This is a genomic window from Nocardia carnea NBRC 14403 (genome assembly GCF_000308515.1).
Classification (GTDB): domain Bacteria; phylum Actinomycetota; class Actinomycetes; order Mycobacteriales; family Mycobacteriaceae; genus Nocardia; species Nocardia carnea.
Genome location: NZ_BAFV01000001.1, coordinates 34174 through 45075, shown reverse-complemented (window position 1 = coordinate 45075; position 10902 = coordinate 34174). Strand labels below are relative to the sequence as shown.

14 protein-coding genes and 1 tRNA gene are annotated in these 10902 nt (G+C 65.4%); 8 read left to right on the top strand and 7 right to left on the bottom strand.

Annotated features, from left to right (window positions below):
• Positions 1-206: 206 nt before the first annotated feature.
• On the bottom strand, positions 207-851 hold the full coding sequence (locus ON22_RS00195; RefSeq protein WP_033243782.1) for an aminodeoxychorismate/anthranilate synthase component II: 645 nt from the start codon (positions 849-851) through the stop codon (positions 207-209).
• Positions 852-954: 103 nt separating this feature from the next.
• On the opposite strand from ON22_RS00195, the gene crgA reads away from it, so the two are divergent.
• Together crgA and ON22_RS00185 are read left to right on the top strand one after the other, a co-directional pair.
• Positions 955-1221 (top strand): cell division protein CrgA, encoded by a 267-nt coding sequence (gene crgA / locus ON22_RS00190; RefSeq protein WP_033244414.1) that lies wholly within the window; start codon positions 955-957, stop codon positions 1219-1221.
• An 82-nt stretch (positions 1222-1303) separates the two neighbouring features.
• Entirely contained in the window at positions 1304-1765 is a 462-nt protein-coding gene (locus ON22_RS00185; RefSeq protein WP_033243781.1) for a PH domain-containing protein, read from the top strand.
• A gap of 104 nt (positions 1766-1869) precedes the next feature.
• On the opposite strand, the gene ON22_RS00180 is transcribed toward ON22_RS00185, so the two are convergent.
• Positions 1870-2748 carry a rhomboid family intramembrane serine protease gene (locus ON22_RS00180; RefSeq protein ID WP_033243780.1) on the bottom strand — a complete coding sequence of 293 codons (879 nt, stop codon included), beginning with the start codon at positions 2746-2748 and terminating at the stop codon, positions 1870-1872.
• Positions 2749-2942: 194 nt separating this feature from the next.
• Here ON22_RS00180 and ON22_RS35385 point away from each other — a divergent pair, with 194 nt between their 5' ends.
• Positions 2943-3155: a hypothetical protein gene (locus ON22_RS35385; RefSeq protein WP_081595214.1), complete on the top strand. Its 213-nt coding sequence runs from the start codon at positions 2943-2945 to the stop codon at positions 3153-3155.
• A 10-nt stretch (positions 3156-3165) separates the two neighbouring features.
• Here ON22_RS35385 and ON22_RS00175 read toward each other — a convergent pair whose 3' ends face one another.
• Both ON22_RS00175 and ON22_RS00170 read right to left on the bottom strand, forming a co-directional pair.
• Positions 3166-3960: an ABC transporter permease gene (locus ON22_RS00175; RefSeq protein ID WP_033244413.1), complete on the bottom strand. Its 795-nt coding sequence runs from the start codon at positions 3958-3960 to the stop codon at positions 3166-3168.
• Between the two features lie 59 nt (positions 3961-4019).
• The gene (locus ON22_RS00170) at positions 4020-5084 is read right to left on the bottom strand and encodes a daunorubicin resistance protein DrrA family ABC transporter ATP-binding protein (RefSeq protein ID WP_033243779.1); all 1065 of its coding nucleotides are present in this window, start codon (positions 5082-5084) and stop codon (positions 4020-4022) included.
• A 906-nt stretch (positions 5085-5990) separates the two neighbouring features.
• On the opposite strand from ON22_RS00170, the gene ON22_RS00165 reads away from it, so the two are divergent.
• Together ON22_RS00165 and ON22_RS00160 are read left to right on the top strand one after the other, a co-directional pair.
• Complete coding sequence (locus tag ON22_RS00165) at positions 5991-6902, top strand: oxygenase MpaB family protein (protein WP_033243778.1); 912 nt, start codon at positions 5991-5993, stop codon at positions 6900-6902.
• A 97-nt stretch (positions 6903-6999) separates the two neighbouring features.
• Complete coding sequence (locus ON22_RS00160) at positions 7000-7512, top strand: thioesterase family protein (RefSeq protein WP_033243777.1); 513 nt, start codon at positions 7000-7002, stop codon at positions 7510-7512.
• A gap of 16 nt (positions 7513-7528) precedes the next feature.
• Here the strand turns inward: ON22_RS00160 and ON22_RS00155 are convergent, their stop codons facing one another.
• Positions 7529-7936 (bottom strand): cold-shock protein, encoded by a 408-nt coding sequence (locus ON22_RS00155; protein WP_269322805.1) that lies wholly within the window; start codon positions 7934-7936, stop codon positions 7529-7531.
• Between ON22_RS00155 and ON22_RS00150 the strand changes: the two genes are divergently transcribed.
• A complete protein-coding gene (locus ON22_RS00150) occupies positions 7924-8565 on the top strand; it encodes a class I SAM-dependent methyltransferase (RefSeq protein WP_033243776.1) in 642 nt (213 codons plus the stop codon). The genes ON22_RS00155 and ON22_RS00150 overlap by 13 nt on opposite strands.
• Before the next feature lie 155 nt (positions 8566-8720).
• Positions 8721-9242, top strand: a complete 522-nt coding sequence (locus tag ON22_RS34310) for a helix-turn-helix domain-containing protein (RefSeq protein WP_197039652.1) — start codon at positions 8721-8723, stop codon at positions 9240-9242.
• Positions 9243-9302: 60 nt separating this feature from the next.
• Here the strand turns inward: ON22_RS34310 and ON22_RS00140 are convergent, their stop codons facing one another.
• Complete coding sequence (locus ON22_RS00140) at positions 9303-10181, bottom strand: NAD(P)-dependent oxidoreductase (protein WP_033243775.1); 879 nt, start codon at positions 10179-10181, stop codon at positions 9303-9305.
• Between the two features lie 140 nt (positions 10182-10321).
• Between ON22_RS00140 and ON22_RS00135 the strand changes: the two genes are divergently transcribed.
• Positions 10322-10666 carry a winged helix-turn-helix transcriptional regulator gene (locus ON22_RS00135; protein ID WP_033243774.1) on the top strand — a complete coding sequence of 115 codons (345 nt, stop codon included), beginning with the start codon at positions 10322-10324 and terminating at the stop codon, positions 10664-10666.
• Positions 10667-10800: 134 nt separating this feature from the next.
• Here ON22_RS00135 and ON22_RS00130 read toward each other — a convergent pair.
• Positions 10801-10873, bottom strand: a tRNA-Ala gene (locus ON22_RS00130).
• Between the last annotated feature and the right edge of the window lie 29 nt (positions 10874-10902).

Genomic DNA, 10902 nt, shown 5'->3' with positions numbered 1-10902 from the left:
CAGCCGTCACATAGGCCCCTCACCACAGTGCTGGTGAGGGGCCTATGTGGTCCGGAAGTGGTTCCGTCGGGCACCGGTGCACATTGTTTCGGGCCCCCGCACCCTCGGACCGCTCGGCGTCCGAGCCTCGGCCGGACGAGTTCGCGCGGACGGCCCGGGCTCGTGGAAGTGCCGGCAAAGGCTCAGTGCCACCCCGTGAGGCCGTCTCAGTGGATCGAAAGCCCCGCGACTTCCGCCTCGAGCATCTCCACAAGGCCCTCGGCAGGCCGCTCACCACAGATTTCCAGCCAGTTCGCGAGCATCCGGTGCCCGCCCTGGGTCAGCACCGATTCCGGATGGAACTGCACACCGTGAATGGGCAGTTCGTGATGGCGCAGCGCCATGACGATGCCGCTCTCGGTACGTCCGATCACATCGAAACCGGCCGGCAGCGTGCTCTCGACGACGGTCAGCGAATGGTATCGGGTGGCGGTGAACGGGTCGGGCAAGCCCGCCAGGACGCCCGACCCGATATGGAACACCGAACTCGTCTTACCGTGCAGCAGTTCGGGGGCCCGGGTCACGGTGGCCCCGAACGCCGCGCCGATGGCCTGATGGCCGAGGCAGACGCCGAGGAGCGGGGTGGCCTGTTCGGCGCAGGAGCGCACGATATCCATGCTCTTGCCCGCACGATCCGGAGTACCGGGGCCGGGGCTGATGAGGATCCCGTCGAAATCCCGGGCAACAGCATCGGTATCGGCGAGTTCCGGATCGTCGTTGCGCCAGACGACCGCCTCGACGCCGAGCTGACCCAGGTACTGGACCAGGTTGAACACGAAGCTGTCGTAGTTGTCGACGACCAGAACTCGCATGCACAAAGACTACGTGGCCGATCACCGGATACGGGGACATCCCCCCTGATCACCTGGTGGGATAGCCTTGGAACACGACCTGCACGCTGAACACGAGGACATCATGCCCAAGTCGAAGGTCCGCAAGAAGACCGACTACACGATCAACCCCGCCAGCCGCACTCCGGTGAAGGTGAAGGCGGTGGGGCCATCGCCTGTCTGGTACGTCACCATCATGCTCGGCTTCATGCTGGCCGGGCTGATCTGGCTGCTGGTCTACTACCTGGCGGCTGATCAGATCAGCTGGATGAGTGATCTCAATGCCTGGAACTTCCTCATCGGATTCGGGCTGATGGTGATCGGGCTCATCATGACCATGCGGTGGCGCTGACCAGGGGATTACACGGGTGTAATTAATGCACACCTGTGGATAGACCTGTGGATAACTCTCGAGACGGATTGGGGAAAACCGCGTGCAGCCCGAGAGCACACAACCACGCCTGGCCTGGTCGACCCCGCTGCCCGCGCTGATCGCGGTCGCCATCGGGGGTGTGGTTCTCGCAGTCGCGGCGCTACTGACCGCCGAGGTGCCCGGTAAATTCCTGCTCGGTGTTGCCGCCCTGGCGCTCCTGGCCATGGCCGCACTGGGTGTCCGGCAACGACCACGGTTGTCGGTTCTCCCGGGTGAGCAGCCACGGCTGGTTCTGCGCGGTCTCACCGGCGCCACCGAATACACCCGGGAGCAGATAATGCGGGCACGGATCGTCGGGTACCGCCGCCTCGGCCGCAAATCGCCCATGCTCGAGATCGATGTCGACCACCTGGGCACCGAGCGATTGCTGATCTTCGGCCGGTGGGATCTGGGTACCAGCCCCGAAGACGTCTACGAAACACTGCGATCGGAAATGCGCCTGCGCGGCGAATCGGCCCGCTGAACTCACTGCCGCGCTGCGGGTCTCCATCCCGGTAGATGTTTCACGTAAAACATCGGGGTCGGCCGCCGGCGAGTAGCCGCCTGCTCCCCGCGCCAGGGACGCTCTCAGCGCAAGGACATCGCCGCGGCCATGACCACCGCGAAGGCGGCCAACGCCAAAACCACCAGCGAGATCACGCCGATCGTCCGGGCCTGTTCCGGAGTTCGAGCCCGCAGCCACGCCGGTAGGAACATCACGCCGAGCGTGGCGAGTGTGCCCGCGGCCAGCCCACCGAGATGACCCCACAGCGAGATACCGGGCAGCGAGAAGCTGATGAACACATTGATCCCGATCAGGATCAGCATGCTGTTCGGATTCTGCCGCAGCCGGATGAGTATTACGGTAATGGCTCCGAACAGGCCGTATACGGCCCCGGATGCGCCGGCAGTCAGGTTGTCCTGCGCCAGCAGCATCACCGCGGCCGAACCGCCCAGCAACGAAATCAGGTAAACCGCGAGGTAGCGCGCCCGGCCGAGGACCAGTTCGATATCCCGTCCGACGATATAGAGCGCGAACATGTTCAACAGCAGGTGGATCAGGCCGTAGTGCAGGAAGCCCGAGCCCAGCACCCGCCACCATTCCCCGGCAGCGACCGCCGGTGGATACATGACCCAGTCGATGAACAGGGCCGAGCCCTGCTCATTGGCCATCAGGCTGCGCGACTGCGCCGCGGTGATCGCGTACACCACGACGTTGAGGGCGATCAGCGCATAGGTGACGAACGGCGTGGCCGAGCGCGAGGCCACCGCCCCCGACGCGGTGCGCACCTGGCGGGTACTGCGCTGATCGGACCGGACACAGTCGACACAGTGCTGACCGACCGATGCCGGACGCAGGCACTCCGGGCACGCCGGGCGGCCGCAGCGGGTACAGGACAGGCCGGTGGGACGGTCGGTATGCCGTACGCATACCTGGGCCGGCGGCGAGGACGGCTGCGGGTTCACCGGAAATCCCGGTTCGGGGACGGCTGAATGGTCCGGCCGAGTGCTTCCGGCCCGGTACGACGTGTCGCGCTCACCAACCCATCGTGCCATGTGCCGCATTTGTCCGGTGTCTGCCGCCGGGTTCCACGCCGAGGCCGGGCAGCCTGTTGACCTGCCGGTCTGCGCAGAAGACGCGGCTGTGCCAGAGTTGAGCCATGAGCTCGAACCCACTGCGTCCGTCCGGTCGTTCGCGCTATCGGCTGCTCGCCGCCGCCGCGGTAGCCGCGGCAGGCGGTACCGCTTGGCTGGTGCGCAGTAAACGCCCCCAGCCGCCCGAGCCGGCTCCCGCTCCGCCGCGAATCGGCCAGACGCGTACCGGTGCCGCAGTAGCCGGCACGAACGGCGCCGCCGCGACTCCGGAGAGCTGACCTCGCGCCGTCAGCGGCTGACGGTCTTGCGGTACTGCCGCAGCGCCAGCGGGACGAAAACCGCCAGGATGATCACGACCCAGATCAGGGTCGTCGCCACCGGATGCTGCAGCGACCACGCGTTCGATTCGTCGACCACCGGCGAGGAGTTGCCGAACAGGTCGCGGGTCGCCTGGGCCAGCGCCGATACCGGGTTCCATTCGGCAAAGATGCGCAGCGGTGTCGGCAGATCCTGCAACGGTACGAAGGTGTTGGCGAGGAAGGTGAGCGGGAAGATCACCATGAAACTCGCGTTGTTGAACACCTCGGGCGTGTGCACCAGCAGGCCCACCACGGCCATGATCCACGAGATCGCGTACGCGAAAAGCAGCAGGAGCGCATAGGCCAATACCGCGTCCAGTAGCGAACCGCGGATGCGCCAGCCGACCACCAGGCCGGTCAGCGACATGACCACCAGGCTCACCACATTGATCACCACATCGCTGACGGTGCGGCCGATCAGCACCGACGACGGAGCCATCGGTAGTGAGCGGAACCGGTCGATGATGCCTTTCTGCATATCCTCGGCGAGGCTCAGGCCGGTGAACGTGGATCCGAATACGACGGTCTGCACGAAAATGCCCGCGATGAGGAATTCCCGATAGCCGCCCTCGAGGCCCGGGACCTGGATCGCGGTACCGAAGATATAGGCGAACAACAGTACGAACATGATCGGCGAGAGCGTGCTGAAGATCAGCACATCGGGTACTCGCTTTATCTTGATCACATTGCGCTTCGTGACGGTCAGGCTGTCGCTGACCACCATGGACAGCCGCTCACCCACACCGAGGGATTCCGCCGGAACGCCGGCCGTTGCCACCGCGGTCATCTGCTCTTTCCTTTCATGACTTCGAGTTCGCCGGTATCGCGCGACACTCCTGCCGCCGAGTCCGGGGAGCCGGAGCCGTCGTTCCGATCGCCGGATTCCTTATCCGTCTCGTTCGGCTCGCCGGCCTCGTGACCGGTGAGCGAGAGGAAGACATCGTCGAGCGAAGGACGGCGCAATCCCACATCCTGGATCTTCACCCCCTGTTCGGTGAGCCTGCCGATGGCGGCGACCAAGGCCTGCGATCCGTCACTCACCGGCACCACCACGCGCCGCAGGCCCGGCTCGATATGGATATCCCCGTCGGCCAGCGGACTCAACGCCTGCTGTGCGATTGCGAGATTGTCGATATGGTCGACCGTCAGCTCGATCCGATCGCCCCCGACAGTGCTCTTCAATTCGTCCGCCGTACCGCGGGCGATCACCTGACCGCGGTCGATCACCGCTATGGCATCGGCCAGCCGGTCGGCCTCCTCCATGTACTGGGTGGTCAGCAACAGCGTGGTGCCGGCGGCGACCAGTTCCTCGATGACATCCCACAGATCCAGCCGGGCCCGCGGATCCAGGCCGGTGGTCGGTTCGTCGAGGAACAGCACCGGTGGGTTGGCGACCAGGGCCCCGGCCAGGTCCAGTCGCCGGCGCATACCGCCCGAGTAGCCGCGCACCGGCCGATCGGCGGCCTCGCTGAGCCGGAAACGTTCCAGCAGTTCACGGGCGCGTTCCTTACTGCGCCGCGTACCCATGTGATACAGCCGCCCGACCATTTCGAGATTCTCGAAACCTGTCAGATACTCGTCGACGGCCGCGTACTGACCCGACGCGCCGATCCGGGAACGCAGTGCGCGCGGCTGGGCGAGCACATCGATCCCGGCCACCGTCGCCCGCCCGGCATCGGGTACGAGCAGGGTGGTGAGTACCCGCACGGTGGTGGTTTTCCCGGCGCCGTTGGGCCCGAGCAGAGCGGTCACCGTACCCTCGGGCACCGTCAGATCGAGGCCGTCGAGGGCGCGCACCCGCGGACCGTAATGTTTGACGAGACCCTCGGCGACGATTGCGTCGGGCATGATTCTCCTGATTTCGAGTGATTGTGCGAGGTGGAATCGGTGTATCGCCGATGGCGGCAGCGGACCATCGACCTGAGCACATTCGGCAAAGGGCCGTATATCGGGCCAGTATTGTCCCGGGCGGCGGGGTTTTCATCCGATTTATCCGGTTGCCCTGTTCCGTCCGGGGTCCGGCGGTGTCTGTGACCGAACCGGCGGTGCCCGCATGAAAAGAGCCGCACCCCGGCCCGGCTGTGCTCGGGGTAGCCGGTACGGGGTGCGACCGATTCAGATACTCGTCGCCCCGGCCGTCGCGGTCGCGCGTAGCGGACTACCCGATTCGGCGCGCAGCGGTACTCACATCCGCGCGGCGTCGGGGACGCAGCCGGGGTGTGGGAACTCACGACCGGAGGCACAGCCGCATAGTGGCATCGACCTCCGACAGCTTCGGCAACTCCGGCGGTCGCGCGTCCGGCCGATCAGCGAACCGGGCGGTTGGGGCGGCATTGCAGTCTTCGCCGCAAAATCCTGCGTAGCAGCGCTTTCGACACCTTCCGGCATACCGTGCAGCGGCGGATGTGACGCGCCGTCACCGCGGGTGGGAAGGTTGTGATCCGCACCAAAAAATCTCGGAAACTACTAGGCCTCTTGTACGCGCAAATGCGGATCATCGCGTAGGATCGAACGCGTCGGCCCCTCCCCCCCGGGCCGGCCTTACGCGGGCCTCGGCTAACTCCCCCCCTTCGCCGAGGCCCGCTCTCATGTCCGGGCCCGCTGTCATATCGCGCGACATCCGGGTTTTCCGAAAAGAATCCACTTTCCGGGCACCCTTCCGAGCGCACTGCACGATCACCAGCGCCGCAATGGTGAGAGATTTGGAGTATCATCGTCTCATTAGATCGATGCAGTAGATCAAGGGAGATCCGCATGACCGCGTCCGTAGACGTCGCAGCCATCGACACCCATGCTCCGGCCGAGCGCCGGCCGTTCGGTCCCGGCACCCGCACCTGGGAAGAAGTCGGACTGATCACCTTCTCGCTGACTGCGGGCTCGGCTTTCCTGTTGCAGACCATGGAGCCCTCGATCTCCGCGGTGGTCGATGCCCACTCCACCTTCCGCACCGACCCCATCGGCCGCGCGCTGCGCAGCCTGTCCGCGGTGATGATGTGGACCTACGGCGGCGAGGAATCTCTCGGCGAAACCGACCGGTTACGCAAGATGCACGCCACCCTCAACACCACCGACGCCGACGGGAAACGGCACACCGCCCTGTCCAGCGGCCCCTGGGCCTGGGTGCTGCACACCGGGACCTTCGCCTTCGCCGAGAATGCCGAATACTTCGCGAAACGGCCGCTGACCGGCGCGGAGAAGGAAGACTACTATCGCGAGACTCTGCAGCTGATGCGGAACTTCTACGTACCGCCCAAGGAGCTGCCGGCGTCCTACGCCGACTTCGAGAAGTTCTTCGCGGACCAGGTGGAAAACCATCTGGAAGCCACCCAGACCGCAAAGGACTACCTGAAGGTCATCCGGACGATCGCCCCACCGACCCAGCTACCCCGCGCCCTACGTCCGGTGTGGCGCGCGGTGACCGGTCCGTTCGGCCGGATGCAGCACTTCGTCACCGTCGGCACCACGCCCGAGGCGGCACGGCGCAAACTGGGACTCACCTGGACCGAATCCGATGAGCGCAAACTGCGTATCCTCGGCTGGTTCATCGCCCGGCTGGTCCCGTTGCTGCCGGAGCGGTTGCGCTACTTCCCGATCGCCTACGAAGCCCGCAAACTCGAACGCGATAAGGCCCGGCTCCGCAAGATCATCGATATCCGGCCGCTCTGATCGACGGCGAAAGGCCCCCGGAGGAGAACCTCATCCGGGGGCCTGCTGCTGCATCGATACACTTCGGAACGAGCCGAGTTCGACAGGAGCACCGACCGTGACCAGCAGTACGACCACACTTCCCGACTACGAACAGGTGGTCCGGCTGCCGCGCGAACTCGGCCCGATCAGCGTCCCCGAGAGTTTCCGGGACGAGAACGACCATATGAATATCAGGCACTATTTCGATCTGTGTGTCGAAGCCGGTGGACAGGTTTTCGAACGTATCGGCATCACCGACGAATACCGCGCGAGCCGCGGCACCGGCTTCTTCACCGCCGAGCATCACATCCGCTACTACGCCGAAACCCGGATCGGCGAAGAAGTTTCGGTCTATGTGCGGGGCGTGGATCGATCCGACAAGGTGGTGCATGTGGTCGCCATGCTGGTGAACGACACCACCCGGCGCCTCAGTTGCACACTCGAGATCACCGCGATCCATGTGGATCTGCGCACTAGAGCGGCCACCGCTTTCGCGGCCGATATCGCCACCGCCATCGATCGTGAACTCGCAGCCGATGTGGCCGAATGGCCCGTCCCTGTCTGCGGCGCCATGGGGATACGCCGCTGAGCGCCGTCCGGCACTTTCAGGCCGATTCGGCTTCGACGCCGGGATCGGGTAGGCCGGCGGCCGGACGAACCGTCACCGCTTCATGGCCGCGGGGCCGGGCCATGCTCACGAACATCACCGGTTGGCCGGCGTGCAGGGTCCGGTAGCCGTCGGTTTCGATGCACCGGTACTCCACGAAGACCTGTTCGGTCCCGTCGTCGGGCTTGATATAGCCGAACCCTTTCTCGGAGTCGAACCAGAAGACTCTCCCCCGTCTCCAATCCGATCGGTCGATGCCGGGCGCGGCAGACTCCGAAGGGGTCATTACCAGGTCTTCTCCACTCGTGATGTCTTGGTCGACACCATCAAACGTACGCGCCGTGTCCGTTGACGTCACGAAGGGCGCCATCGGCACGCCGGTACGGTGCCTCTGTGCCAGAAGCATCTTTCCTCACCGACACTCGCACCGGCTACGACGCCATCGCGGCGGCATACGCCGAAAATTTCGCCGGAGAGCTCGAAGCGAGCCCTTGGCAGCGAGCGATACTCGCGGCCTTCGCCGAGGTGGTCGGGCCGGGCGAACCGGTCATCGATATCGGCTGCGGCCCCGGCCGGGTCACCGGTTTCCTTTCCGAGCACGGTGTGTCGATACGCGGAATCGACCTGTCCCCGGTCATGGTCGAGCTGGCCCGGCGCCACCGTCCCGATATCCGATTCGACGTCGGTTCCATGACCGCGCTCGACATCCCCGATGGCTCGCTGGCGGCTGTGGTCGCCTGGTACTCCCTGATCCACATCCCCCCTGCCGCGCGCCCCGGGGTCCTGGCCGAATTCCACCGGGTACTGCGGCCGGGCGGACGTGTGCTGCTCGGGTTCCAAGCGGGCACCGAGATCGAGCATTACGACGAGGGGTTCGGGTTCCCGGTCTCGCTGGATTTCCACCGGATCGTTCCCGAGGAGGCGGCCGCGGCTGCGGAAGCCGCCGGTTTCACCGTCGATATGCGTTTCGTCCGGGCACCCGCCGGATGGGAACCGACCCCGCAGGCTGCTCTGCTGTTGATCCGCTCGAGTTGACGGCAGTTCTTAAGGCTATCGAAAGGATCTTGCTTCCTATCATTTCGATGCGATCGAAGTGATAGGGGCGCTCGACCGGCGGCGCGCGGATGCCGATCGAGCGACCTATCGAACTGATTCTTGACGCGATCATTTCGATAGATAACCCTGGTCAGGTGGTGATCAAGAAGAACCCGCTCGGCCCCACAGGGGATACTGTCCGGGAGAACATCCTCCGCTACCGCACTCTGATGAACCTGGGGTATGCCGATCTCGCGCGCAGGCTCGAGGCCCTCGACCGGCCCATCCCAGTACTGGGGCTGTCGCGGATCGAGCGTGGCGAACGCCGGGTCGATGTGGACGACCTGATGGCGCTCGCGGTCGCACTCGGGGTCTCCCCCACCAGTCTGCTGCTCCCGGATACCGGCGATTCGGACGACCCTGTCACCGCCACCGGAATCGACGGCACCGCCGGGGATCTCCTCGGCTGGTTCCGCCTGCACACCCCCTCCGCGCATATCGGCAAGCCGGCCGGCCGGCGGTTCGTGCGCGATGCCATCCGTTTCATCGCCGACGCTCGCCCCCGGTGGGATATCGAAGGTCTCACCCTCGAACAACTCCCCGGGGTCGGTCATCAGGAGTACGCCGCGGAGATCACGCAGAAGGCACGGCGAGCGGACGGCAACGACAGCCGCTGAGACCCGGCCCGCAGCCGGGTCGTACTCGCAGCGAGTCGAAACCGCGTACCGCGCCCGGAATCAGGAGGCCGAACCCGTCATCAACTCGAAAACCGAGACCGGGCGCCCGGCTTCGGCACTGGCCGTCCGCGCCCGGCGCCAGAGGCCCTGCGCGGTACGGGACAGTGTGGCGTCCACACCGGCCTCCTCGCTGGCATCGATGATGTGTTGCGCGCCGGCATCCATCATCGCGAAGGCTGCGAGATCGCCCCACCCGCCCTTCCGGGCGGCCGCCGCGTACTCGGCCATGAAGAACGGATAAGCCTCCGCAGACCGCAGCGCATACGGCAGGAATCGGTCGATATCGTTGCCGGAGCGCTGGATCAAGGCCAGAGCCTGATCGAAGGCAAGCATCCACGGATGGAAAACGATCAGCAGCGCCTGGTAGAACACCTGCGCCAACCCGTCATCCTCCCCCAGATACTCCTGCGGACTCAGCGGCCGCAACAGTTCGGCGTGGGCATCGAAAACATCCCGCGGCCCGCTGTAGAAGATGTACGACGCCGGGTGGGCGATATTGTCGCCCGCCGACATGAAACCCCCGGAGAGGAACCGGGCTCCGTGCGAACGCACCCACTGTCCGCCCTCGCGGGCGTTCTCCGGTGAATCCGACGACAGATTCACGATCACCTTCCCCCGCAATGCGCCGGTCGCCTGACCGAGTACGTCGTACATCGCGGCGTAATGCGTCAAACTCAGGACGGTCACCTCGCCCGCGGCCAGCGCCTCGGCCACCGTCGCGGCCCGGCGCGCACCCGCCTCGACCATGGCTTCGGCCTTCTCGGGGCTGCGATTCCATACGGTGACCTCGATACCCGCCGCCAGGAAAGCCCGCACCATGGCCTGCCCCATCGGGCCCAAGCCGATCACGCTGACCGACCGAGTGTTCTGCTGAGACATCGGATTCCCTCTTCCATCGAGTGGTCGAACAACTTGTCGGCGCCGGAACCGATACTCGTTCCCGCAGGTAATGTGGACAAGAACGTACGCTCGGGTGGGGTTACTCACCTCGAGGTCCGTAACGAGGCCGGGAGGTCGCAATGGCCGAAGTGAGTGACGCAGATCACGATGTGTGTGGTATGTCGGTGGCGATCGACGTGGTCGGCGGTAAGTGGAAGCTGCACCTGATGTGGGTCCTGGGGGCGGGCCCGCGGCGCTTCGGGCAGATCCACCGCGCCCTGACCGGGGTCAGCGAAAAGGTGCTGACCGAGAACCTCCGTCAACTGGAAGCGGCCGGAGTCGTGCACCGCGAGGTGTATCCGGAGGTCCCGCCCCGGGTCGAATACGCGCTCACCGCGCTGGGCGAAGACCTCGCCCGCGCCTTGCGTCCATTGGAAGAATGGGGCGATCGGCACCGCGTCCACCTGATGAGCGCCGCCAGTTGACGCGCACCGCAACGATGTTGCGCGACAACGGCCGGGCGTCCACGCCGGCCTGAAGGGTAAGCAAGGGATCCGGGCGGTTTCGCCTCGAAAGAAAACGCTCCCCACCTGAACTTGCAGGTAGGGAGCGTTCGCTGTGGAGCCTAGGGGAATCGAACCCCTAACCCCTGCCTTGCAAAGGCAGTGCTCTGCCAATTGAGCTAAGGCCCCGGGCATGCCTGCGACCACGATGTGTCGCC

What these genes read in the sequence shown, in the direction of transcription:
- ON22_RS00165 (WP_033243778.1), top strand. Translation starts at nt 5,991, where the DNA reads ATGACCGCGTCCGTAGACGTCGCAGCCATCGACACCCATGCTCCGGCC.
- ON22_RS00155 (WP_269322805.1), bottom strand. Translation starts at nt 7,936, where the DNA reads ATGCTTCTGGCACAGAGGCACCGTACCGGCGTGCCGATGGCGCCCTTC.
- ON22_RS00135 (WP_033243774.1), top strand. Translation starts at nt 10,322, where the DNA reads ATGGCCGAAGTGAGTGACGCAGATCACGATGTGTGTGGTATGTCGGTG.
- crgA (WP_033244414.1), top strand. Translation starts at nt 955, where the DNA reads ATGCCCAAGTCGAAGGTCCGCAAGAAGACCGACTACACGATCAACCCC.
- ON22_RS00175 (WP_033244413.1), bottom strand. Translation starts at nt 3,960, where the DNA reads ATGGTGGTCAGCGACAGCCTGACCGTCACGAAGCGCAATGTGATCAAG.
- ON22_RS00170 (WP_033243779.1), bottom strand. Translation starts at nt 5,084, where the DNA reads ATGCCCGACGCAATCGTCGCCGAGGGTCTCGTCAAACATTACGGTCCG.
- ON22_RS00140 (WP_033243775.1), bottom strand. Translation starts at nt 10,181, where the DNA reads ATGTCTCAGCAGAACACTCGGTCGGTCAGCGTGATCGGCTTGGGCCCG.
- ON22_RS35385 (WP_081595214.1), top strand. Translation starts at nt 2,943, where the DNA reads ATGAGCTCGAACCCACTGCGTCCGTCCGGTCGTTCGCGCTATCGGCTG.
- ON22_RS00195 (WP_033243782.1), bottom strand. Translation starts at nt 851, where the DNA reads ATGCGAGTTCTGGTCGTCGACAACTACGACAGCTTCGTGTTCAACCTG.